Below are 22,209 nucleotides of genomic sequence, written 5' to 3' on the forward strand. Positions count from 1 at the left end.
ATGGAAATGTTAATGCTTATCCTGCAAGTGATTGTGCTACTTGGTGCGATTTTTGTAGGAATTAGACTTGGAGGAATTGGGATTGGTTATGCTGGGGGCTTAGGTGTTGTGATTTTAGGACTTTGTCTAGGTATGAAGCCTGGTGCGATTCCGTGGGATGTTATCTTGATTATTATGTCTGTTATTGCGGCAATTTCTGCAATGCAGCTTGCTGGAGGCTTGGATTATTTAGTTCAAATTGCTGAAAGAATCTTGCGCTCTAATCCAAAATATATCAACTACCTTGCTCCTACCGTTACTTATTTCTTGACCATTTTAGCAGGGACTGGACATACTGCGTTTTCTATGATTCCTGTTATTGTTGAGGTAGCAAAAGAGCAAAACATTAAACCTTCTGCACCACTTTCTATTGCTGTGGTCGCAAGCCAAATCGCGATTACTGCAAGTCCTGTAAGTGCGGCGGTTGTATATATGACTGGTGCGCTAGAGCCACTTGGTTGGAGTTATCCACTTCTTTTGGCTATTTGGATTCCTACTACATTTGTCGGTTGTATGCTCACAGCATTGGTGGTTACAATGTTCTCAAATCTTGATTTAAGTCAAGACCCTGTTTATCAAGACAGATTGGCAAAAGGTTTGGTAAAGCCAGCAGTAGGTGCGCAAAATATGCAACTTAAAGAAGGTGCAAAACTTTCTGTTGGGATTTTCCTTATCGGCGTTTTGGCTGTTGTTTTGTATGCGACTGCGATTTCAAAAATCGGTGGCAAACCAGTCTTTATTGAAAATGTTGTCGTGCCTAGAGATGCAGCGATTATGAGTTTTATGCTTGGGGTAGCAACTTTTATCACCATTCTTTGCAAAATTGAAGTAGGTAAAATTGCAGAATCTAGCGTATTTAAATCTGGTATGATTGCGTGTGTGTGTGTCCTTGGTGTTGCTTGGCTTGGAAATACATTTGTAGATGGTTATAAAGTACAAATTGGTGAGCTTTCTAGTGATTTGGTTAAACAAATTCCAGCTTTGTTAGCAGTTGCTTATTTCTTTGCAGCAACTTTGTTGTATTCTCAAGCAGCGACTGCAAAAGCCATTACACCTGTCGTCATTGCGGCGTTAGGCATTAGTGTTGCAAATCCCGGCGATTCTTATATGATTGTTGCTTCTTTTGCTGCGGTTTCTGCTTTATTCGTATTGCCAACTTATCCTACATTACTTGGTGCGGTGCAAATGGACGATACAGGTTCAACAAGAATCGGGCATTATATCTTTAACCACGCATTCTTGATTCCCGGAGTTTTAGCTATTGCCTTTAGCGTTATCTTAGGATTCGTTGCAGTTGCTTTTGTATAAACTTATTCTCTAAGCCTTGTGCTTGGAGAATTACACTACTTTTTTATTATGCTCGTTCTTGCGAGGTAAAACAATCTAAACAAAAGAATCTCACTTTTAAGATTTTATGAAAAATTAAATTTAATTCAAGGTTATGGGTTTGCGCTGAAGCAAATGTATCGGCAATTCACCCAAATTTCATAAATGTTTCACGCTTACGCATTACGATTCCACAGAATCCCACAATGGCTCTTTTATTTACCTTTCATTTACTTTTTGATTTAAGTCAAGGAGTTTTTTAAAAAATAAAATTAAAATAATATTCTTGAATTTAAAATCTCTTATTTAATGATTTTGGATTCAAAAAATACTAAAAGGAGCGTCGCTTGAAAGGTAAAGAACCCAAAACACCGCTCCCATTTGTCGCTTTGTTGTTCGGGATTCTATGCGTTTTTGCTTGTTTGATAGGATTTTATACTTTTTATAATGCAAAAGGTATGTCCTATTTTAGCAATGAAAGTGAAGCCTGTAATAATTGCCATATTATGAATGATGTTTATAATGATTGGCTCAAAGGCTCACATTCAAAAAAAGTCGCAGGGAAGCCACGCGCAACTTGTAATGATTGTCATTTGCCGCACGAATTTGTAGAGAAGTGGATTGCAAAAGCGGAAAGCGGAGTAGGGCATGCGTATGCTTTTACCTTTAAGTTAGATGTGTTGCCAACGAATTTGAGTGCGACACAAAAGTCTAAAGGTATGATTCAAGATAATTGTGTGCGTTGTCATAGCGAAATGGTGAGTAATGTCGTCAATCCAACGACTAATCCACATAGAAATGAGTCTCTTAGTTGTGTTTCTTGCCACGCAGGCGTAGGGCATAAACGAGGTTTTTAAATTATTTAGGAGGTTAAAATGCAAAAAAAATCGCCTTTAATGCCGATTTTGGTGGTGATTGTTTTGATTGTGATTGCTGGAATGTTTTGGCTAAATTCTGATATTAGCAAAAAACAGGCAGAAAGCACAGGTGGGCTAAGCTCTAAGGGCTTTGTAGAAATGAGTGATGAGAATCCAACCTTTGACCATTGGGGTAAAAATTTCCCAGATTATTTGGATATGTATCTAACGGTAGAAAAACAAGCTCCCGTTTCAACAGAATTTGGTGGGAATTTAGCTTATTCTAAATTGATTCGTTATCCACAACTTACGATTCTTTGGGCGGGTTATCCTTTTAGTATAGATGCAAATGAGGAGAGAGGACATTTTTGGATTCAAGTGGATCAAATGGATACAGCAAGAAATAATAAAGATTTTCTAAATGCACACGGCTTTGCAGGATTTGGCGGACAGCCAACAGCTTGTATGAATTGCCATAGTGGTTGGAGTCCTTGGTTGCTTAAAAATGTTGGAATCGGAAATACTCCAGAGGAAAAATGGATTTCTTTTAACTCTACTAAATATTGGACAATGATTAAAAATGTTCCAGCTGTAAATGGAATCGCTGAAAACTCACCAGAGCATAGCGGACCACACGGGGGGAAAAGAATGGGTGTAACTTGTGCAGATTGCCATAATCCAAATGATATGCAGTTGCGTTTAACTCGTCAAGCCGCAATTAATGCCCTTGTAAGTCGTGGTTATGAAAAAGATCCAGTAACAGGAATCAAAGCAAGTCGCGATGAAATGCGCACATTGGTTTGCTCACAATGCCACGTGGAATATTATTTCAAGCCAACAGGCACAAAAGTTAAAGTAATGGGAGAATCTATTGCAAACGATTCTACACAAAAATGGTGGAATGGCACACAAAAAACTTATGATGAGTTTGATTCTTGGAGAAATGGCAACGAACCGACTGAAATTGAAGTTGCAGGCTTAGAATTGGTATTCCCTTGGAGTGCTTGGAAGAAAAATGAGCCTTTTAGAATTGAAATGTTTGATGAGCATTATGAAAAAGTGCGTGATATTTTTGCTCAAGATTGGCAACATAAAATCACAAAAGCTCCGATGTTAAAAATCCAACACCCAGAGACAGAGCTTTTTAGTGGTGGTGTCCATGCAGCAAATGGCGTAAGTTGTGCGGATTGTCATATGCCTTATAAACGCAAAGGGGCGAAAAAAATGACAGAACACAATATCACCTCTCCATTACAAGACATTAATGCTGCGTGTAAAACTTGCCATACACAAAGCGAGGAGTATTTAAAAGCGCAAATTTTTGATATTCAAAAATCCATTGCATTTGATTTAAGAAGTGCAGAATATGCAACGGTTAGTTTAATTGAGGATATTAAAGTTATGCGCGAGAAACTTGGTGCATTGCCTGCCTTCCAAACTGATGGCAAAGCAGATGATAAAAAGATTTCCGCGGCTTTAAAAGAGCCATTAGAACTTCACCGCAAAGGACAAATGCGAGGTGATTTCGTCGGTGCGGAAAACTCCACAGGATTCCATAATCCAAGAGAAGCAAGCAGAATGCTACTTCAAGCAGTTGAAATGGCTAGAATGGGGCAAACAAAACTCGTTGAAATCGCAAATGCAAATGGAATCAAAGACTTTAAAACCTCTAATTTAGGTTTTGAGGAGATTCAAAAGTATAATCCTGGCGAGATTCGCTATAAAGTGGATTTGAATGGACATAAAGCAGGAGAACGTTATTACAAACACGAAGAAATCAATGGTCCAGCTCCAAAAGAATTAATGGAATTGGATAAAAACAACAAACCTTATAACTATAAGGCAATTGATTCTAAAACTTCTGCGTATTAATTCTCTCTTAAGCCAAAGCGGAATCCTTTGCGATTCTGCCTTTGGTGCTCTTTAATCTTTCAACTGATAAATAATAGGAATCTGCAAGCGCACATTATTTGTATAGACTGGAAAATCAACCGAAGCTCTTTGTATGGTTTGGAGTGTATTTTTATCCAAAATCTCATATCCTGAACTTTTAATAATTTTTAAATCCTTTAATTGTTTTTGTTTAGTCCATAGAAATTCCACTAAAACTTTTCCTTGTATGCGTATTTTTCGTGCTTGTCTCGGATAAATGGTGGCATTATCAGTCGCTAATTTTACAGCTTTTAAAAAAGGATTATTGTCTTTGCCATAGGAAAAAAATTGCGTTTGTGTTTCGCTTGTATTTTGAGGAGATACGGAGTTTGTATTGTTTTGAGGTTGAGTGGTTGTTTGGCTTTGAGAAAATGATTTGTCTCTTATGTGCTTGTGTTTTTTATGTATTTTGTGTTTTCTTGGAATCGGTTTGTTGTTTTCCATATATGGTTGTTGTGCGGATTGTTGAGAGTGAGAAATATAGGATTGTGCGATAAACTGCTGCATACTAAGCGTAAAATTTTCTTGATTCATAGGCTTAAAATAGGAAGTAGTATAAAAAAATCCTATGATTAAAGGCAAGAAACAAAGAGTTGTTAAATAAAAAGCTTGGGCTTTGTGAGTTGAAAGTGCATTCATTGGTTTTTCTCGGTAATGATTTGAAAATTCTCGTGATGATTTGTTCTCAAAATATCAATAATTTGCACAAAGCTATTAAAGGTCGCATTTTTATCGCTTTTGAGTTCCACAATCATTTGTTTATTCAAAGTATTAATTCTTTTTTGAATCTCCTCAAGTGTGGCTTCCTTGCCCTCCAAGTAAAAAATATCTTGCGCGTTAATAAGGATTTGGATTTTGTTGGAATCATTAGAGGATTGCATACTTGAATCAGATTTTGGCAATTCTATTTTTATCTCTCCGTGGGCAATAAAGGTAGAAATGCTCAACACCATTGCAAGTAAAACTAAAATGACATCAATAAAAGGAACAACATTTAGTCCCTCTGAATGTTGAATTTTTAACATTATGGATTCCTTGTATTTGCTTTATAATCATTGCTTAAGAGGCTGACTTTTCTAAAAAGTGCGTTGTAGCCAATAAGAGATGGAATTGCAACAAGTAGCCCAAGTGCAGTGGCTTTTAATGCTAAAGAAAGCCCCATTACAATGGATTTGACATCAATATTTCCACTAAGTCCCATATCGTAAAAGGTAATCATAATGCCAATCACCGTGCCAAGCAGTCCAACATAAGGAGCATTAGAATAAATAATATGCAATGTTGTGAGATTTTCTGTAATGGCTGCTTCAAAGTCTTCTTGAGTGCTGAAGTTTTTTGGTTCAAGTTTTCTGAAAAACAATAGCCTCTCAATCACGCACCAAAGAGCTATAAACGCCATTAATCCAAGAATTGTAAAAATGAGAATATCCACATAAGATTTAAGAATTTCCATAAATTTCCTTTTTGTAAAAGTAATTTTCAAATTATGAAATTTTAAAACTTATAAAATAATAAAAATAATTATCATTAATAATTAATCAAATTAAGTAAAAAGCAAAATTTTGTTTAAATTTTATATTAATTTTAGTAATGATTATTATAATTCTAACTTCAATTTTCAAAAAGGAGTGATAAAAGGTAATGCGTAAAATTTTTTTTAGTATTCCAGTTGCAATATTAATAGCCCAAGGAAGTTCATCTGCAAGGACGGAGCAGTTTGTTTTAGGGGATTCTGTCGTTAGTGCCTCTGGATTTGAACAAGATATTAAAGAAGCTCCCGCAAGTATTTCTGTGATTCCTGCAGAAGAGATTATAAATCGTCCTATTAGAGATTTGGGAGATATTGTGCAGGAAGTTCCGGGTGTTTCTACGACGGTGAGTAAGACAGGAGGAACGACAATCCAAATGCGTGGTATGGCTTCTAAATATACTTTGATTTTGATAGATGGCAAACGCGTGAATATGGACGCAGGTTTTGATAGTGCGGGTTTTGATTCTACAAGTGGATTTATTCCACCTGCAAGTATGATTGAACGTGTAGAGGTGATTCGTGGTCCTTCATCTCTTATCTATGGAAGTGATGCAATGGGTGGGGTGATTAATATTATCACAAAAAAGAATCCAAGTGAGTTAAGCGGAACAATTGCTTTAGAGACTCGCTTACAAGAGCATCACGATACTTGGGGAAATACCTATGGAGTTAATGGCAATCTTTTTGTGCCTATCAATGAACAATTTTCCGCAAACCTTAGAGGTAAAGTATATTATGGTGAAGGAAATTATTTTTATCAAAAAGATATTCCGGGTTATATACCCACTAGCACGAATCCTTATACAAGCCATTCTCCGACAGGTTATCGTAATATTTCAGGGGGGGGGCGTTTAAATTATCTCTTGGACGCGCAAAATAGTTTTTATGCGGATTTTGATTATGGATTTCAACGAATGGGTAGCTTAAATACTTCTTCTGCCCAATATACAGCTGTGAGAGAATATCATCGCTATAACGCGATTTTAAACCACGATGGAAGCTACGATTGGGGTTCTATTAATAATTATATCCAATATCTTGATACGCAAAAAGTTCCGCACAAAGATGTGAATTTAGGAGCAAGCGCAGGCACTCCGGATAGAACAAGATTGGTTGATGATTCTAATATTATTTTAAGCTCTTCTTTGAAAAAAGATTATGATTTTGGTGATAAAGGTGCTTTGGTTTTAACCGGTGGACCTTATTATAAATACGAAAGGCTTTTTAATCGTGATACGAAGTTTGATAAGGATTCCAATCAGTTTGCGCTCTTTGGTGAAGGGGAATATTTTTTTAATGAGTATGTTTCTACCACTGCGGGATTGCGGGTGAATTATGATGACTTTTATAAGGAGTTTTTCAATCCAAGATTCTATGTTAATACCTATCCGACAGAGTGGCTTACCTTAAAGGCTGGAATCTCAAGTGGCTTAAGGCTTCCAGAGCTTGCCACACGTTATGATGGGCTGTATGATGTGAGTAGCAGTAGAGGGAGTGGAGATATTGCCTCATATGGAAACAAGGATTTGGAAGCAGAGGAGAGTTGGAATTATGAATTAAGTGGAATCGTAGAGTTGCCTTTGGCGACTTTTACGATTACAGGATTCTACACAGACTTAAAAAAGGCGATTAGCACGCAAAATTATCTAAATGGCACAATGTTGCCAAGCGGATATGGAATATGTGGATACGATTCGTGTAATATTTATGAAAACATAGACAAAGCAGTGGTTTCAGGTGTGGAGATTTCATTAAAAAGCAAAGCACTTTTGACCTCTGTGATTCCTAATGGAATCTATGCGGATTTAAACTATGCTTTAACAGAAACAGAGAAAAAGAGTGGGGCGGACAAAGGGAGTGATTTAAACGATGTGCCAAGACATAATCTCTCCGCAAAACTCTCCTACAAACAAAGCAAATGGGATACTTATGTGCGCTATGTCGGAAAGCTAAAAACTCCAACGACGAATGCACACACCGCAAATATTGGTCCAGGAGCGTATTATAAAGATATGCACACGGTAGATTTGGGAGCAAATTATCATTTTAATAAAAAATGGACTTTGGGAGCAGTGATTAACAACTTGCTAGATGAAGACTTTGTGGATTATGTAACTTATCAAGGTGCAAGAGGATTGTCTTATACAAATAATTATCAAAGAATGATTCCGGGTAGGAATCTTTGGCTTACTTTGCGCGCAGAATTTTAAGGATAAAAAATGATAAAAAAGAAATTGATTTCTAATAAAACTTGGATGCAAATCCATTTGTATGTGAGTTTGTTTTTTATTCCTATGGCTTTAATTTATGCGATTACAGGTTCTTTTCATATTTTTGGCATTCGCCAAAACGCTGGAGCGGAGATTGTAGAGGTTAAGGTAGAATCTCCAATTATCAAAGGAGAGGAACAACGAATCATTTTAGAAACGCTTAAAGAAAATCATCTAAAGATTCCACAAAATACCGAAGTGCGCTTCTTTAGAAACTCATATTCTATGGGAAACTTAAAATATTCTGTAACACTTTCAAAAGATAAGGCAGGGAATCCCATTGTCCGCAGTGTAGAGAGAGGTTGGTATGGAGTGCTTTTGATGCTCCACAAAGCAGCTGGAAAATGGTATTTTGATGTTTTGGCTGTGGGATTCTCTATTGCGCTACTTGTTCTTTATTTGTCAGGGCTTTTTTTGACAGCATTTTGTAAAAGAAATTATTTTAGTGCAAGCATTGTAACAATGTTGGGTTTTTTGGTTACAGCTTTAGCAGTTGTTTTAAGCTTGTAAGAAATTTTTGTTTTTTATGGTTTATGTCTTTAAGGAGTGGTATATAGCATAACGAAACTTTATTAATTGATTGGCTCTTGGTTTCATTAATTTAATATTAAAAATTTAAAGGTAAAATTTCAAAAATTTTCAAATTAAGGTTAAACATGAAAAAAATTCTTATGGGTTCTATGGTGGCATTTGCATTGTTGCAAGGTGTGAGTTTTGCGAAAGATTATGCAAAAGTAAATGGAAAATCTATTACTGAAAAAGATATTGCGCCTTTAATGCGTTCTTTGCCCGGCGTGGCGTTTGAGCAATTACCAGAAGATGCAAAAACACAGATTGTCAATCAAGCAGTGGAGCGTAAGCTTTTGATAGAGCAAGCCAAAAAAGACAAAATTCAAAGCTCTAAAGAATACAAAGATGCCCTTGCAGCTATGGAAGAGGAACTAACTCTTGAGGTTTGGACACGCAAACAAATAGAAAAAATCAAAGTTGCAGATTCTGAAATTACACAATTTTATAATCAAAACAAATCTAAGTTTGTTCAACCCGAAATGGTAAAAGCAAGCCATATTTTAGTGGCTAGCGAAAATGACGCAAAAGCAGTTATTGCAGAGCTTAAAAAAGCAGGCAAAAATACAAGTGCGCGCTTTAATGAAATCATTAGAGAAAAAATGCAAAATGGTTCTGCAAAAGATGGAGGAAATCTAGGATATTTTGCCAAAAATCAAATGGTGCCAGAATTTTCTAACGCAGCCTTTAAGCTCAATAAAGGCACTTATACTACAACACCGGTTAAAACACAATTTGGTTATCATGTCATTTATGTAGAGGATAAAAAATCTTCCGGTACATTGTCGCTTAATGATATAAAAGGGCAGATTGAGCAGAATCTAAAGATTAAAAAATTACAAGAAAATATCAAAAAAGAGGGCGAATCCTTACGCAAAAAAGCAAAAGTTGAGATTTTTAAATAAGGAATCTCAATGTTAGTTTGTGGAAATACAATTTTAGAAAAGGCAAATAAGGAAAATTATGGTGTAGGTGCTTTTAACTTTGTAAATTACGAAATGTTGAGCGCGATTTTTGAAGCAGCGAATCTTAAAAATTCTCCTATTATTGTGCAAGCAAGTGAGGGTGCAATCAAATATTTGGGTATTGATATGGCAGTAGGAATGGTAAAGATTCTCTCTAAAGCTTATCCACACATTCCTGTGGCATTGCATTTAGACCACGGAACAAGTTTTGAATCTTGTGTAAAAGCAATCCGCGCAGGATTCACTTCCGTAATGATTGACGCAAGTCATCATTGTTTTGAGGAAAATCTAAAAGAGACCAAAAGAGTTGTAGAAGTCGCACACATCGCAGGCGTGAGTGTAGAAGCGGAGCTTGGACGCTTAATGGGGATTGAAGATAATATCTCTGTAGATGCGAAAGATGCGTGTTTGGTAAATCCCGATGAGGCAGAGGAGTTTGTAAAAGAATCCAAAGTAGATTTTTTAGCTCCAGCTATTGGCACAAGCCACGGAGCTTTTAAGTTTAAAGGTGAGCCAAAATTAGACTTTGACCGCTTGATTGAAGTAAAAAGACGCACCAAGATTCCATTAGTTTTGCACGGAGCAAGTGCGATTCCACAAAATGTCAGTGAAGCATTTTTGGCAAGTGGAGGGGATTTAAAAGGAAGCAAGGGTGTGCCTTTTGCGTTTTTGCAAGAAGCAGTAAAGGGTGGGATTAACAAAATCAATACCGATACAGACTTAAGAATCGCATTTATGTCTGAAGTGCGACGCGTAGCAAATGAGGACAAAACACAATTTGACCTAAGAAAGTTTTTCGCTCCTGCAAAGGCATTTATGGTGCAAGTGATTGCGGAGCGTATGGACATTTTGGGAAGTTCTAATAAAATTTAAATAAAGGAATACAATGGCTTATTCAATGGGAGATTTGAAAAAAGGCTTAAAAGTTGAGTTAGAGGGGATTCCTTATAAAATCACAGAATATCAGCATGTAAAGCCCGGTAAGGGAGCGGCATTTGTGCGTGTGAAAATGAAATCCTTTTTGGACGGAAGAGTATTAGAAAAAACATTCCACGCGGGAGATAAATGCGAAGAACCGAATTTACAAGAACGTTCTATGCAGTTTTTATATCACGATGGCGATTATTTTCAGTTTATGGATAACGAAAATTACGAGCAAATCGGTTTGAGCGAAGACCAAGTAGGCGAAGTTGCGAAATGGATGATTGATGGAATGGCGGTTAGTATTTTGTTTCATAATGGCAAGGCAATTACTGTGAATGTGCCACAGAGTGTGGAATTAAAAATTACAGAAACTCCTCCAAATTTCAAAGGCGATACAACAAGTGCAGGAAAAAAACCCGCCACGCTTGAAACTGGTGCGGTAGTGCAAGTGCCTTACCATGTGTTAGAGGGAGATGTGATTCGTGTAAATACTGAAACAGGTGAGTATCTGGATAAAGTTAAATAGGGGAAAAGATTATGAGTGTAAGGGTTTTGATTCCACTTGGAAAAGGGTTTGAGGAGGTTGAGGCGATTTCTGTGATTGATGTTTTAAGGCGTGTGGGTTGCGAAGTCGTCTTAGCAGCAGTTGATGAGGAATCGCAAAAGGCTTTGGTAGTGGAATCCCAAAGCGGCTTAAAAGTTAGCGTCAATGTAAAAATTACAGAAGTTCTTGCAAGCAGTATTGATAGCATTGTGCTTCCGGGAGGTTGGGAAGGGACGCAAAATCTCATCAAATCCAAAGAAGTTGGTGCGTTACTAGCAGATTTACATAAAAGAGGCAGAGTCATAGGAGCGATTTGTGCAGCTCCTTTGGCACTTTTTAAACACAATATTCTAATCAATCAAAATTTTACTTGTTATCCTAGCATAGAAGAAAACATTGCAAATCAAAATTATATCCCTCATCAAGCTGTTGTCAAAGATGGGAATCTGATTACCTCAAGAGGCCCTGCTACTGCATTATGTTTTGGTTTTGCTTTGGCAAAAGAGTTGGTAGGAGAAGCAAAGACAAGAGAGGTGCAAAGGGGAATGTTGGCTTATGAATTTAGCAAAAATGGGATTGAATGAAAAAATATTATATGATTTTTGGGGATTTTTTGCATTATTTCTTGGGAGTTGTTTGGTAAATTACTTGAAAATGTTAAATGACCTTAGCAAGATTAGTCAAGTTTTTTCTTATGGTGAGTATGCAAGTCTTTATTCTAAAGTCTATAAGCTAGAGAAAGCATTGGTTGTTGCAATCATTAAGATAGAATCTGCTTTCAATGCTTATTTGCGCACAAATTTGAAATACGAGGAGGCGCGTAACTATTTGCATATAGTAACGAATAGCAAAAAGAAATTCCAAGCGAGTGCTATACTAGAAACAATGCAAAAAGGAGTTGCGAGTCTTTAATGAATAGGATTCTTTGTGTATTTATTGGATTATTTTTTACAGCCTTACTTAGCTTCGTGTTTGGTGGCTGTTTAATAGGTTATAGGGATTTAATCTATAACCCACAGATTTTAACAGAGGGAATCTCTAAAGAGCAAGTAATAAAAAAAGCTGTCAATTACGCGCTTAATCCAAAACAGATTGAAAGTGATGTTAAAAATTTACAAGCAAATTTTAAAAAAATTGTTACAGCTTTGACGCAAAATGCTTCTAAAAAATGGGGAGAAAATAACACGCCTACTGCTTCACAAGAAGTGTATGTAAAATATACAGATTCCTATCTCTCTCGCGCACAAGTAGATTTTGGCAAAGGCGTGATTTCTGTGGCAACCCTAGATACAAGCAATCCCAAAGTAAGCCTCAAAAGAGCCATTGTGACGACATTGCTAACGCCAGAAGACCCAGAGGAAGTGGATTTATACTCTGATAAGGAAATTGCTTTTAACGGCAAGCCTTATTTGGCAGATTTGGTAAAAGACAATGAGGGCAAAGCAGTGCTTTATTCTTGGCGTGCGAATCGGTATGCGGATTATTTGATAGAAAACAAATTGCAAACCACAGAAATTACAGAAAATGGCACAAAGAAAAAGGTTTATTATGTGCAATTTGAAATGGTAGAGGATTACGAGGTTCAAAGTGAGCATAAATATGGCGAATATGTCGCGCTTTTTGCCAAAGAATACAAGTTAGAGCAAGCATTGATTTTTGCAATTATTAAAACGGAATCTAGTTTCAATCCTTACGCGGTAAGTCATATTCCAGCTTATGGATTAATGCAAGTTGTGCCAGCAAGTGCAGGGAGAGATGTTTATAGGGCTTTAAACGATCAAGACGGAATCCCAAGCAAAGAAATGCTTTTTACGCCTAAGACAAATATTCAATACGGCTCTACCTATCTCAATATTCTATTCACTCGTTATATCAAGGGAGTGAAAAATTCCTTATCTCACGAATATTGCGTGATTGCAGCTTATAACACAGGAAGTGGAAATGTGTTAAGTGTTTTTCATAAAGACCGCACAAAAGCAGTAGAAGTGATTAACTCTATGACTTCTGCTGAAGTTTATCGCAAGCTTCGCACTTCCTTGAAATACGAAGAAGCACGCAATTATTTGCACAAAGTAACGAATGCAAAAAAAGAATTTCAAGCACAACAAAGTCGTGCGCAAAATGTGGAATCCTTAAATAATCCTCTAGCAAGTTTGAGCTTAAAATAATCAAAATGGAAGTGTATGAGCTTGTTCAAGCCCCAAGACCTTGCAGTTATTTGCCTAACCTAGAAGCATCTTTTCGTTATTTTTATATTAAGGATTGCACCGCTTATCTTTATTGCGCATTATTAGAACGTGGTTGGAGAAGGTTTGGAAATTATTTTTTTGTCCCGACTTGCAGGACTTGCGATGCTTGCATTTCTATTCGCCAAGATTGTGCGAATTTCGTATTTTCTAAATCACACAAGCGCACATTAAAATCCCCACTCACTTTGCAAGTTTCCCGCCCAAAAGTCAGTGATGAGCATTTGAATCTTTATGACAAATATCATCAAAAAATGCACGAGAAAAAGGGTTGGGATTATCAAGGTATTACATTAGACGCGTATTATGATACCTTTGTGCGGGGATTTTTAGAATTTGGTTATGAATTTGATTATTATATAAACAATCAATTAGTTGGTGTAGCGTATGTGGATATTTTGCCCACCGCAATTTCAGCGGTTTATTGTTATTATGACCACGATTTTGAGCATTTTTCTATCGGCACTTATTCTATTCTTAAACAGATAGAAGTTGCAAAAAGGTATAATATCAAATATCTTTATCCGGGTTATTGGATACAAAATCATCATTCTATGGGTTATAAAGAACGTTTTAAGCCCTTTGAGATTCTTTGTAATCGTCCGGATTTGAATGAAAACCCCCTTTGGGTTAAGGAGTAATTTTGCATTATACAAATATTCTTTCTTGGTGTTTTGAAAAATTTGCGCATTTTGAATTTCCTCCAAAAATTCAGCGGTGGATTCATTATGTATATATCAAAATTTTTCAAGTGAATTTAGAAGAATTTGACACTTTGGCAAGTTATACTACGCTCAATGCGCTTTTTACGCGTTCTCTTGTTAAAATGCGTCAGTTTGACAAAACTCCTTTTCATCTGATTGCTCCTTGCGATTCTATTGTTATGGAGTTTGGTCAATGTCAAGAAAATTATGCAATGCAAGTTAAAGGTAGAAATTATCATATAGATGATTTTGTCAAGACAAAGCTAGGAGAGGATTATTGTTTTGTCAATTTTTATCTTTCTCCTAGTGATTACCATAGATTCCACGCCCCTTTGAATCTAAAAGTCAAACATTTAGAATTTATTGATGGAAGATTGCATAGCGTTTGTGAAAAATCGCTTTTAAGGCACAAAGATGTGTTTGTCCAAAATAGACGCGTTGTATTAGAATGTGAAGATGAGTTTGGAGAGCCATTTTATTTTGTTGCAATTGGTGCATTAAATGTAGGAAAAATTCAAATCAATTTCGCTCCAGAAGTCGCTCAATTTAAAACTTCTCAAACTTTGGAATTTAAGACGCCTGTAATGCTCAAAAAAGGAGAGGAAATCGGAAGCTTTTTAATGGGTTCTACGATTGTGCTTTTGAGTAAAAATTGGCAATATGATTTAAGGGTTAAAGAAAGAGTTTATTTTGGGCAGTGTATTGCCAAGCACAAAACAAAAAACATTCAAAAGAATCAAAGGAATGGAAATGAAGCAAACGATTAGAAAATTATTAGACGAATTGGACGCACTGCTAGTTGCGCATTTTTACCAACGCGATGAGATTGTGGAGATTGCAGATTTAAGCGGCGATAGTTTGGAGCTAGCGCGCAAAGCAAGTCAAAGTGAAAAATCAAAAATTATTTTTTGTGGAGTCGGCTTTATGGGGCAAAGTGTAAAGATTCTAGCCCCACAAAAACGAGTTTTTATGCCAAAAATCGCTTGTTGTTCTATGGCAAGAATGATAGATAGCAGTTATTTTGATAAGTCTATCGCCCTTTTAAAAAGTTATGGAATCGCAGAGATTTTTCCTGTTACTTATATTAACTCTAATGCGGAGGTAAAAGCCAAAGTTGCAGAGTTAGGAGGTGTGGTTTGCACAAGTTCTAATGCGGCAAAGATTTTGGATTTTGCTTTAAAGCAAAACAAAAAAATATTCTTTTTGCCCGATAGATGTTTAGGGCAGAATCTCGCAATTCAAAATGGGCTTAAAAGCGCGGTTTTGGGTGTGGATTCTGTGGAAAAAATCAAAGAAGCAGAAGTCATTTGCTATGATGGATTTTGTTCTGTGCATCAGCTTTTTACACCACAAGATATTGAGTTTTTTAGGGAGAAATTTCCAAACATTTTGATTGCTGTCCATCCAGAATGTCAGCCAGAGGTTGTTAAAATGGCGGATTTTGTCGGTTCTACTAGCCAAATTATAAAATTTGTGCAAGGCTTAGAGGAATCTCAAAAGGTTGCAGTTGGCACAGAATTTAATCTCGTCCATCGCCTAAGAAAACCCAAAAAAGGACAAGAGCAAAACACCTTTGTGCTAAGTTCTACAAAACCAGAATGTCCGACAATGAATGAAACAACTTTGCAAGATGTTCTTAAATGTTTAGAAGCAATCAAGCAAGGTGAATCTTATAATGAGATTCTATTAGAATTAGAAATTGCGAATCGCGCAAAAAAAGCATTAGATAAAATGTTACAATTATCTTAAAAAAGGAGCAAAAATGCATAAAATATTGTTAGACGATTTCTTAAAAGAAGTTTTAAAAGAAGACATTGGGCGCGGAGATTTATACACACGAATGCAAAACAATACACAAGTGGAAGCCTATGTGCTTGCCAAAGAAGATGGTGTGCTATCAGGGAGAATGTATATTGAGCGACTTTGTGAGTTGTTGAATCTTAAATGCGAGTTTATCTTTGATGATGGAATGGTTTTTAAAAGAGGTGAAAGGATTGTTTCTTTTGAAGGCAATATGAGCGAGTTGCTAAGTGCGGAGCGCACGATTTTGAATTTATTAGAGCATTCTAGTGGAATCGCAACATTGACACACAAGTATGTGCAAAGACTAGAAGGCACAAATTGCGTGCTACTAGATACAAGAAAAACGCGTCCTTTATTAAGAGATTTTGAGAAATACTCTACGCGTAATGGGGGAGCGGTGAATCATCGCTTGGGTTTAGATGATTGCTTGATGTTAAAAGATACACATTTAACACGCATTCTATCGTTAAAGAAATTCATTGATGACATTCGCTGCAAAACCCCGATTGTGTCTAAGATTGAGGTAGAATGTGAGAATGTGTTGCAAGCTAAAGAGGCGTTAGAAGCAGAAGTGGATATTGTAATGTGCGATAATATGGATATACAAATGATTCAAGAAGTCGTCAAAATGCGCAATGAAATTGCTCCAAGTGTTTTGCTTGAAGCAAGCGGAAATATTACTTTGGGCAATATTAAAGAATATGCTAAAACGGGCGTAGATGCGGTATCGGTTGGCGCGATTACACATCAAGCAGTTTGGGTGGATTTGAGTATGAAAATAGACTAATGCGTGATAGGGAAAAGGCTTTTATTCAGACATTAAAACAAAGTGGGGCAACTTTTGGAATCGGAGATGATGGGGTGTATCTTGGGACATATCTCATCGCTAATGACGCATTCTTTGAGGATATTCACTTTAAAAGAGCTTGGGCAAATTTAGAGGATTTAGTAGAAAAATGTTTTTTAGTAAATCTATCCGATATTTATGCGATGAATGCGATTCCAAGTTTTTTGCTCTTAACGCTTTGTATGCCTAATGATTTTAAAGAAGTTTCAAAATTAGCGCGAATCATAGGGGATTGCGCAAAAAAATATCGTATTCAAATTATTGGCGGCGATACGCTTGTAGGCGAAAAATTGCACTTTTCTTTAACGCTTTTAGGGCAAAAAAGACACAAAACTTTGTTCAGAAAAGGAATCAAGCAAGGCAATATTTTGGGATATATTACCCCAAAAGGCGCGTTAAATCACGCTAAAATGCAAGCCTTTGGGCAGAATTTTAAAATCTTAAAAAACTCTTTGCGATTCTGTCGTGATAAAAAAATCCACAAATATTCGCGCTTTGCCAAGCCACTTTTATATCCTAAAATGTTGTTTGAGCTAAACAATATTGCAAAAGCGGGTATGGATATTTCTGATGGAATCTCACTAGAATTGTCGCGTCTAAGTCAAGTCAATCGTTTGGGGTTTAAGATTCTAAAACAAAAGGGAGATTGGCTTTATTCTCCTGAAGAATATCAAATGCTTTATGCCATAGAGAGGCGAAATCTCAAAAAAATGCAAAGAAAGGCTTGGAAATTTCGCCACCAATTTGTGCCTTTTGCTGTTGCGATTCGTGGTAAATATATCGCCAAAAAGAAAAATTGGCACGAGTAGATTGCGGGATTCTACAAGGAATCGTGGCAATCCATAATGCCTCGCGTAATCTTACCAAAAATGATGGTATCCTCCTCTGTTATAGCAGTTGCGATGGTTTTTGTTACCTGCCTGACCATATTCGCCTCTATAACCTCTGTGATGACCATATCCATAGCCTATTAATCCGCTTTCTATTGCTTGGGATTCGCTCATTGTGTCCAAACGCTTTTGCACTTCTGCACAAAGCGCATTGTGGTGTTCTAAATATTCTTTATGTGTCATATTGCTATACGCATTTTGGTGGGATTCTCTCAATCTATCGCGAAACTCTCTTGCTTCTTTGACTTTCATTTCTTGCATTCGCTTATGAATCTCCATTCTATAATCGGGATAATCTTTTGGTGCAACCTTTCCGGATAACTTGATAAGCTCTTCATTGCTTGCTTTGGAATAATCCGCTGCTAGTGCGCCTGAAACCAAAGTGCCAGCCAAAGCAAGAGATAAGATAATTTTTGTTTTCATTGTTTGCTCCTTAAAATTTTTTGAACAGCGGAATTATAGTTTGCCAGTGTGAAATCAATGTGAAGTTTAGCAAATTAAACAGAGGGGGCGGAGATTTTGTAGAGTTTTTTGCGCTCACTTGAGCTCGCAATATTGAGTTGTGCTCGGTATTTGGTAATCGTGCGACGCACCATTTTGATATGGAATTTTTCCTCAATAAGTTCTAGGATTCTATGGTCGCTTAGCGGTTTTTGTTTGCTTTCGTTTTTGACTAAATCCGCGACAAAGTCTTTAATTGTCGTATTGGCAGTCTCCTCATCAATCGCGGTGGCAAAGAAGTTTTTAAGTGGAAAGATTCCACGAGAACATTCCAAAAATTTATTAGAAATCGCGCGTGAAATTGTGCTAGGAGCGTGTCCAAATTCTTCGGCTAAATCTTTCAGTTTCATCGGCTTGATTTCGCCACCTTTAAAAAATTCATATTGATATTCCACAATCATTAGCCCGATTTTATAAAGCGTCGCCTTTCGCATTTCAAGCGCATCTACAAGGTCGCGTGCCTCTTTGATTTTGGCTTTGATAAACTCCTCTTTAAGCTTGATTTTATCCTCTTTGCTTTGTGTTTGGATTTCAATGCTTGGATAATATTTTTCATTGATTTGCACTTGAATGTTGTTTTTTTCCTCAAAAACTAAAATATCTGGAATGATTGCGGATTCTTTTTGGAAAAAATCAAGTGCGGGCGGATTTTTGAAACTTTGAATCACTTTCATTGCTTTTTCATACAACGGAGCATTTTTATGCTTTGTATGGTTTTCTAAATCCTGCAAAATCTCTTGTGTTAGGGTATAAACTTCGCTTGGAACATCTAAATTATCCAACTGAAAGCAAAAGGATTCTATCAAATCAAGTGCTGCAATGCCCGGTGGGTCAAGATACGCGAAACGTTTGCGCACTTTTTCGACCTCTGTTGCGCTAATGGGGGCATTAAGTATCTTGCTGCAAGCCTGTGCGATTTGCTCGCAATCTCCATCAAAATAACCCTCTTCATTTAGGTTTTCAATGATTTGTTTAGCGATTTCTTGAGAGCTTCTAGTGGGAAATAATGGTGGCACGATTTGTCCATTTAATGCTACTTCTAGAGATTCCTCTTGAATGCAGAATTGTTCTATCGCATCATTCTCTATACTAGAGCCTTTTGCACCTCTTGAGATTTCTTGTTGCCGCTTTTTTTGAGCAGAGCTTTGAGAGCTGAAATCTTGCGCAATATTGGATTTGACATTAAAATAAGGATTCTCTTTGCTAAATTCTCCTAAAGTATCCTCTAAATCGTTCATTCCACTTTGTAGAATCGGAAGCCAACTTTTGAGTGTAGAGGAGAGTTTTGCTTTGAGTGTGGTTTGGGTTTGGGTGCGTAGTTTCATACTCGGAAATTCTCACCTAGATAATGTTTGCGGACAAGTTCATTTTTGTAAATTTCGTTAGAATCTCCGCTTGCAAGCAAAGTGCCTTTGTTGATGACATACGCACGATTACAAACGCCGAGTGTCTCACGCACATTGTGGTCAGTGATGAGAACTCCAATGTCCAGCGTAACGAGTTTTTTAATAATATTTTGAATATCTAGCACAGCAATAGGATCAACCCCCGCAAAGGGTTCATCTAATAAAATGAATTTTGGTTTTTTGACGAGTGCGCGCGCAATTTCTACGCGTCTCCTTTCTCCCCCGCTTAAATTTACGCCCTTGCGATTCCGAATCGGCTCAATACTAAAATCTTCCAAAAGCTCTTCAATGCGTTGGTTTCTCTCGCTTTCATTGCTTAAACACACTTCTGCGGCAATTAAGAGATTTTCCTCTACGCTTAAATCTTTAAAAACGCTAGATTCTTGCGGTAGATAGCCGATTCCAAGTTGTGCGCGTTTATGAAGGCTTAAGCTCGTGATTTCTTGATTATCAAAACAAACTTTACCACTACTTGCCCTTAAAAGTCCGCAGATGATATAAAAAGTCGTGGTTTTTCCCGCACCATTTGGACCTAAAAGCCCTACGACTTCACCGCTTTGCACGCGTATAGAAATCTCACTAATGATATTTGTTTTTTTGATAGTTTTGCTTAAGTGCATTGCTTCTAATGTGTGCATAAACTTTCCTCAATACAATATTTTCTTCCTTTGGATTCTGTGCTAATGATGATTCTCCAAAAGGGCAAGCCAATTTGTTTTAGAATTTTAGCTAAATTTTCATCTCCCCATTCAATGAAATGCCAACCTTCCTTTTCAATTTCTTCTAAAAATCCTAGTGCAAAGAGTTCCTCCAAATCCTTATTATAAATATCATAATGATAGATTTGATTGCCATATTCTAATGTAGTTAAGAAAGTTGGCGAAGTAACCTTTGCCTTGCTTCCTAATGAGGCAACCATTGCTTGAATCAATGTTGTTTTACCGCTTGCTAAGTCGCCACTAAGCAAATAAATGCCACGATGATTTTTCAAATCCAAATCTTTGCAAAGTTTGGGCAACTCTTTTTGGGTTAAAATCCATTCCATTATAAAATCCTAATTTGCGACAGATTTCGGGCGCACTTTGATTTGCTTGATTTCTAACAATTCTTTTGCGCTTTGTAATAAAGGCAGTTCTAAAGCCGCATTGACTTCGGCTTGTATATCTTGTGTAGCCTGATGAGAATCGGTAGGAGTTGGAGCGGTTTGGGCGGATTCTTGGTATGGATTGGCTGGTGAGACTGAAGATGTAGAATCAGAAGCAGAATTTTGAGTTTGTGCTTCTTGTGCTTGTGCATTTGGATTTTGTGGTGCTTTATTCTCCAAAGGAGGCTGTGAAGTAGTAGCATTTTGATGAGGATTGCTAAGGGATTTGATTTGTGTTTGGATTCCAAAAACTTCTAAAACGAGGTTTTTAATAATAGAATAGCTATTTTTGAGCCTTTCGCGATTCTCACCGCTTGCAGAACTTTCCCAAGTGAGCGTATGGTTTATCAATGAAACAAAACGAATCTCTTGCGTGAAAATCTCTCCTAATTCATAATTGCGCTCATAGATTTTTTGTTGGAGCAGGGAGAATAGATTTAAGGCATTTTCTTGGCTTGGTTCTGATGAGTTTTTGGCAATTTCTGTCGGTTGGGTAGGTGGAGATTCTTTAAATGTTGTCGCCATAGAATCTGCGGGAATGCTTTGCGAATCTTTTGTTGTTTGTTGGTTTGGAGATTGTGTGTTTGGAATTTGTTTGGGTAAATTTTCAAATAAGCCTTTTTCTAGGTTTTGAATCGCTACATCAATCGCTTCTATTTGGAGGGATTCTAGCATTTTAAAAAAGGTAAGCGTCAAAACAAATTCATCTTCAGAGCCTAAGAATAATAATTCTTTGGATTGGGTTAGAATCCGAAAGAATCTGTCTATCAATAAAGGATTGTAACGCGAATCCTCACCCTTTAAAAGCTTGTCTTTTAGGAAAATACTCATTTCGTCTAAAAGCATTTCGGCTTCATATTCAAAAAAAGCTTCAAGCTCACGCAATAAAAGCTCTCTGTCTTGTTTGAAAATGCACTCAAAAAGCGCATTGAGGCTTTGGGGATTAATAAGCCCTAACATATTTGCGCAAGAATCAGAAGTGATGTTGTAATTAGAATAAATAATCACTTGGTCTAGTAGTGTTAAAGTGTCGCGCAAAGAACCTGAACCGCTCCGAATAAGCATATTTAAAGCCTCATCTTGGTAGGTGATTCGTTCTTTTTGTAGGATATTTTTTAGATGTGCCAAAATGCTTTTATCCGAAATGCGTTTGAAGCGAAAATGTTGTGTGCGGCTTAAAATCGTCGCAGGAAGCTTCAGTGGGTCTGTGGTGGCGAGGATAAATTTCACATATTCTGGTGGCTCTTCAAGTGTCTTTAGTAGTGCGTTAAAGGCTTCTTTGGTAAGCATATGCACTTCATCAATAATAAAGATTTTAAAACGTCCCATATTGGGGTGATATTTTGTCTGCTCTATTAAATCACGAATGTCATCAATTTTGCGGCTAGACGCACCATCTAGCTCTATAATGTCAATATGACGCATTTTGTGAGGATTGGCTGCAACGCAGTTTGCGCATACACCACAAGGTTTTGCGCAGGGACCATTTTCGCATTGTAAGGCTCTTGCGAAAATCCTAGCACTAGAAGTTTTGCCACTCCCGCGCAAGCCTGAAAATAAATAAGCGTGGGAGAGTCGTTTGCTACTTAATGCTAAGGAGAGAGTGCGACTGACTGCTTCTTGTCCGATGAGTTCATCAAAATCCATTGGACGATATTTCAGAGCTAAGGCTTGTTGTTCCATAATCTTTGCTATCCTAAGTTTAAAAATTCA

24 protein-coding genes are annotated in these 22,209 nt (G+C 37.0%); 16 read left to right on the top strand and 8 right to left on the bottom strand.

The genetic code is table 11. The features are described from left to right. The 3 genes from K2N75_RS04915 (at window position 1) to K2N75_RS04925 (ending at window position 4,094) form a co-directional block, all read left to right on the top strand. The gene (locus K2N75_RS04915; protein WP_300120082.1) at window positions 1–1,347 is read left to right on the top strand and encodes an anaerobic C4-dicarboxylate transporter; all 1,347 of its coding nucleotides are present in this window, start codon (window positions 1–3) and stop codon (window positions 1,345–1,347) included. Between the two features lie 407 nt (window positions 1,348–1,754). After that, window positions 1,755–2,222, top strand: coding sequence for a cytochrome c nitrite reductase small subunit (nrfH, locus tag K2N75_RS04920; protein ID WP_297680244.1), 468 nt, complete (start codon window positions 1,755–1,757; stop codon window positions 2,220–2,222). Window positions 2,223–2,240: 18 nt separating this feature from the next. Continuing rightward, window positions 2,241–4,094 (top strand): ammonia-forming cytochrome c nitrite reductase subunit c552, encoded by a 1,854-nt coding sequence (locus tag K2N75_RS04925; RefSeq protein WP_297680240.1) that lies wholly within the window; start codon window positions 2,241–2,243, stop codon window positions 4,092–4,094. A gap of 51 nt (window positions 4,095–4,145) precedes the next feature. Here K2N75_RS04925 and K2N75_RS04930 read toward each other — a convergent pair whose 3' ends face one another. Genes K2N75_RS04930 through exbB form a run of 3 tightly spaced genes read right to left on the bottom strand, consistent with a single transcriptional unit; the run spans window position 4,146 to window position 5,607 of the window. Further along, window positions 4,146–4,793 (bottom strand): energy transducer TonB, encoded by a 648-nt coding sequence (locus tag K2N75_RS04930; protein ID WP_297680238.1) that lies wholly within the window; start codon window positions 4,791–4,793, stop codon window positions 4,146–4,148. Then, window positions 4,790–5,179, bottom strand: a complete 390-nt coding sequence (exbD, locus tag K2N75_RS04935; protein ID WP_297680236.1) for a TonB system transport protein ExbD — start codon at window positions 5,177–5,179, stop codon at window positions 4,790–4,792. Before exbD ends, K2N75_RS04930 begins: the two co-directional genes overlap by 4 nt. Then, window positions 5,179–5,607, bottom strand: a complete 429-nt coding sequence (gene exbB / locus K2N75_RS04940) for a TonB-system energizer ExbB (protein WP_297680234.1) — start codon at window positions 5,605–5,607, stop codon at window positions 5,179–5,181. The genes exbD and exbB overlap by 1 nt, the downstream gene beginning before the upstream one ends. A 188-nt stretch (window positions 5,608–5,795) precedes the next feature. Between exbB and K2N75_RS04945 the strand changes: the two genes are divergently transcribed. The 13 genes from K2N75_RS04945 (at window position 5,796) to K2N75_RS05005 (ending at window position 17,364) form a co-directional block, all read left to right on the top strand. After that, window positions 5,796–7,895, top strand: coding sequence for a TonB-dependent receptor (locus tag K2N75_RS04945; RefSeq protein WP_297680232.1), 2,100 nt, complete (start codon window positions 5,796–5,798; stop codon window positions 7,893–7,895). Window positions 7,896–7,904: 9 nt separating this feature from the next. Then, on the top strand, window positions 7,905–8,465 hold the full coding sequence (locus tag K2N75_RS04950) for a hypothetical protein (protein ID WP_297680230.1): 561 nt from the start codon (window positions 7,905–7,907) through the stop codon (window positions 8,463–8,465). Window positions 8,466–8,611: 146 nt separating this feature from the next. Beyond that, window positions 8,612–9,427: a peptidyl-prolyl cis-trans isomerase gene (locus K2N75_RS04955; RefSeq protein ID WP_297680228.1), complete on the top strand. Its 816-nt coding sequence runs from the start codon at window positions 8,612–8,614 to the stop codon at window positions 9,425–9,427. A 9-nt stretch (window positions 9,428–9,436) separates the two neighbouring features. Then, window positions 9,437–10,360 carry a class II fructose-bisphosphate aldolase gene (locus tag K2N75_RS04960; protein WP_297680226.1) on the top strand — a complete coding sequence of 308 codons (924 nt, stop codon included), beginning with the start codon at window positions 9,437–9,439 and terminating at the stop codon, window positions 10,358–10,360. A gap of 13 nt (window positions 10,361–10,373) precedes the next feature. After that, window positions 10,374–10,937, top strand: coding sequence for an elongation factor P (gene efp, locus K2N75_RS04965; protein WP_297680224.1), 564 nt, complete (start codon window positions 10,374–10,376; stop codon window positions 10,935–10,937). 11 nt (window positions 10,938–10,948) lie between these two features. Beyond that, on the top strand, window positions 10,949–11,539 hold the full coding sequence (locus K2N75_RS04970; RefSeq protein ID WP_297680222.1) for a DJ-1 family glyoxalase III: 591 nt from the start codon (window positions 10,949–10,951) through the stop codon (window positions 11,537–11,539). Further along, entirely contained in the window at window positions 11,511–11,867 is a 357-nt protein-coding gene (locus K2N75_RS04975; RefSeq protein WP_297680220.1) for a hypothetical protein, read from the top strand. Before K2N75_RS04970 ends, K2N75_RS04975 begins: the two co-directional genes overlap by 29 nt. Continuing rightward, a complete protein-coding gene (locus K2N75_RS04980) occupies window positions 11,867–13,123 on the top strand; it encodes a murein transglycosylase domain-containing protein (RefSeq protein ID WP_297680218.1) in 1,257 nt (418 codons plus the stop codon). Before K2N75_RS04975 ends, K2N75_RS04980 begins: the two co-directional genes overlap by 1 nt. A gap of 5 nt (window positions 13,124–13,128) precedes the next feature. Next, window positions 13,129–13,842 (top strand): arginyltransferase, encoded by a 714-nt coding sequence (locus K2N75_RS04985; RefSeq protein WP_297680217.1) that lies wholly within the window; start codon window positions 13,129–13,131, stop codon window positions 13,840–13,842. A 2-nt stretch (window positions 13,843–13,844) separates the two neighbouring features. Beyond that, entirely contained in the window at window positions 13,845–14,672 is an 828-nt protein-coding gene (locus K2N75_RS04990; protein ID WP_297680216.1) for a phosphatidylserine decarboxylase, read from the top strand. Beyond that, window positions 14,650–15,654, top strand: coding sequence for a quinolinate synthase NadA (gene nadA, locus K2N75_RS04995; protein WP_297680214.1), 1,005 nt, complete (start codon window positions 14,650–14,652; stop codon window positions 15,652–15,654). Before K2N75_RS04990 ends, nadA begins: the two co-directional genes overlap by 23 nt. 13 nt (window positions 15,655–15,667) lie before the next feature. After that, entirely contained in the window at window positions 15,668–16,495 is an 828-nt protein-coding gene (gene nadC / locus K2N75_RS05000) for a carboxylating nicotinate-nucleotide diphosphorylase (protein ID WP_297680212.1), read from the top strand. After that, window positions 16,495–17,364 carry a thiamine-phosphate kinase gene (locus tag K2N75_RS05005; RefSeq protein WP_300120089.1) on the top strand — a complete coding sequence of 290 codons (870 nt, stop codon included), beginning with the start codon at window positions 16,495–16,497 and terminating at the stop codon, window positions 17,362–17,364. The genes nadC and K2N75_RS05005 overlap by 1 nt, the downstream gene beginning before the upstream one ends. Before the next feature lie 51 nt (window positions 17,365–17,415). On the opposite strand, the gene K2N75_RS05010 is transcribed toward K2N75_RS05005, so the two are convergent. The 5 genes from K2N75_RS05010 to K2N75_RS05030 form a co-directional block, all read right to left on the bottom strand. Beyond that, the gene (locus K2N75_RS05010) at window positions 17,416–17,868 is read right to left on the bottom strand and encodes a DUF1104 domain-containing protein (RefSeq protein ID WP_297680208.1); all 453 of its coding nucleotides are present in this window, start codon (window positions 17,866–17,868) and stop codon (window positions 17,416–17,418) included. Between the two features lie 74 nt (window positions 17,869–17,942). Continuing rightward, a complete protein-coding gene (locus tag K2N75_RS05015) occupies window positions 17,943–19,271 on the bottom strand; it encodes an RNA polymerase factor sigma-54 (RefSeq protein WP_297680206.1) in 1,329 nt (442 codons plus the stop codon). After that, window positions 19,268–19,990, bottom strand: a complete 723-nt coding sequence (gene lptB / locus K2N75_RS05020) for an LPS export ABC transporter ATP-binding protein (protein WP_297680204.1) — start codon at window positions 19,988–19,990, stop codon at window positions 19,268–19,270. Before lptB ends, K2N75_RS05015 begins: the two co-directional genes overlap by 4 nt. Further along, the gene (tsaE, locus tag K2N75_RS05025) at window positions 19,978–20,397 is read right to left on the bottom strand and encodes a tRNA (adenosine(37)-N6)-threonylcarbamoyltransferase complex ATPase subunit type 1 TsaE (RefSeq protein WP_297680202.1); all 420 of its coding nucleotides are present in this window, start codon (window positions 20,395–20,397) and stop codon (window positions 19,978–19,980) included. The genes lptB and tsaE overlap by 13 nt, the downstream gene beginning before the upstream one ends. A 9-nt stretch (window positions 20,398–20,406) precedes the next feature. Next, window positions 20,407–22,179 (bottom strand): DNA polymerase III subunit gamma/tau, encoded by a 1,773-nt coding sequence (locus K2N75_RS05030; protein WP_297680200.1) that lies wholly within the window; start codon window positions 22,177–22,179, stop codon window positions 20,407–20,409. Window positions 22,180–22,209 lie beyond the last annotated feature (30 nt).

The sequence above is a fragment of the Helicobacter sp. genome, from assembly GCF_029067145.1.
Taxonomy (GTDB): Bacteria; Campylobacterota; Campylobacteria; order Campylobacterales; family Helicobacteraceae; genus Helicobacter_D.

Bases quoted from the DNA above. Each gene is read 5' to 3' on its own strand.
- K2N75_RS05010 (WP_297680208.1), bottom strand. From the start codon at position 17,868: ATGAAAACAAAAATTATCTTATCTCTTGCTTTGGCTGGCACTTTGGTT.
- K2N75_RS04960 (WP_297680226.1), top strand. From the start codon at position 9,437: ATGTTAGTTTGTGGAAATACAATTTTAGAAAAGGCAAATAAGGAAAAT.
- K2N75_RS04970 (WP_297680222.1), top strand. From the start codon at position 10,949: ATGAGTGTAAGGGTTTTGATTCCACTTGGAAAAGGGTTTGAGGAGGTT.
- K2N75_RS04975 (WP_297680220.1), top strand. From the start codon at position 11,511: ATGAATTTAGCAAAAATGGGATTGAATGAAAAAATATTATATGATTTT.
- K2N75_RS04930 (WP_297680238.1), bottom strand. From the start codon at position 4,793: ATGAATGCACTTTCAACTCACAAAGCCCAAGCTTTTTATTTAACAACT.
- exbB (WP_297680234.1), bottom strand. From the start codon at position 5,607: ATGGAAATTCTTAAATCTTATGTGGATATTCTCATTTTTACAATTCTT.
- tsaE (WP_297680202.1), bottom strand. From the start codon at position 20,397: ATGGAATGGATTTTAACCCAAAAAGAGTTGCCCAAACTTTGCAAAGAT.
- nadC (WP_297680212.1), top strand. From the start codon at position 15,668: ATGCATAAAATATTGTTAGACGATTTCTTAAAAGAAGTTTTAAAAGAA.
- K2N75_RS04945 (WP_297680232.1), top strand. From the start codon at position 5,796: ATGCGTAAAATTTTTTTTAGTATTCCAGTTGCAATATTAATAGCCCAA.
- K2N75_RS04955 (WP_297680228.1), top strand. From the start codon at position 8,612: ATGAAAAAAATTCTTATGGGTTCTATGGTGGCATTTGCATTGTTGCAA.
- K2N75_RS05005 (WP_300120089.1), top strand. From the start codon at position 16,495: ATGCGTGATAGGGAAAAGGCTTTTATTCAGACATTAAAACAAAGTGGG.
- lptB (WP_297680204.1), bottom strand. From the start codon at position 19,990: ATGCACACATTAGAAGCAATGCACTTAAGCAAAACTATCAAAAAAACA.
- K2N75_RS04915 (WP_300120082.1), top strand. From the start codon at position 1: ATGGAAATGTTAATGCTTATCCTGCAAGTGATTGTGCTACTTGGTGCG.
- K2N75_RS04950 (WP_297680230.1), top strand. From the start codon at position 7,905: ATGATAAAAAAGAAATTGATTTCTAATAAAACTTGGATGCAAATCCAT.
- K2N75_RS05030 (WP_297680200.1), bottom strand. From the start codon at position 22,179: ATGGAACAACAAGCCTTAGCTCTGAAATATCGTCCAATGGATTTTGAT.
- nadA (WP_297680214.1), top strand. From the start codon at position 14,650: ATGGAAATGAAGCAAACGATTAGAAAATTATTAGACGAATTGGACGCA.
- K2N75_RS04985 (WP_297680217.1), top strand. From the start codon at position 13,129: ATGGAAGTGTATGAGCTTGTTCAAGCCCCAAGACCTTGCAGTTATTTG.
- K2N75_RS05015 (WP_297680206.1), bottom strand. From the start codon at position 19,271: ATGAAACTACGCACCCAAACCCAAACCACACTCAAAGCAAAACTCTCC.
- exbD (WP_297680236.1), bottom strand. From the start codon at position 5,179: ATGTTAAAAATTCAACATTCAGAGGGACTAAATGTTGTTCCTTTTATT.
- K2N75_RS04980 (WP_297680218.1), top strand. From the start codon at position 11,867: ATGAATAGGATTCTTTGTGTATTTATTGGATTATTTTTTACAGCCTTA.
- K2N75_RS04925 (WP_297680240.1), top strand. From the start codon at position 2,241: ATGCAAAAAAAATCGCCTTTAATGCCGATTTTGGTGGTGATTGTTTTG.
- efp (WP_297680224.1), top strand. From the start codon at position 10,374: ATGGCTTATTCAATGGGAGATTTGAAAAAAGGCTTAAAAGTTGAGTTA.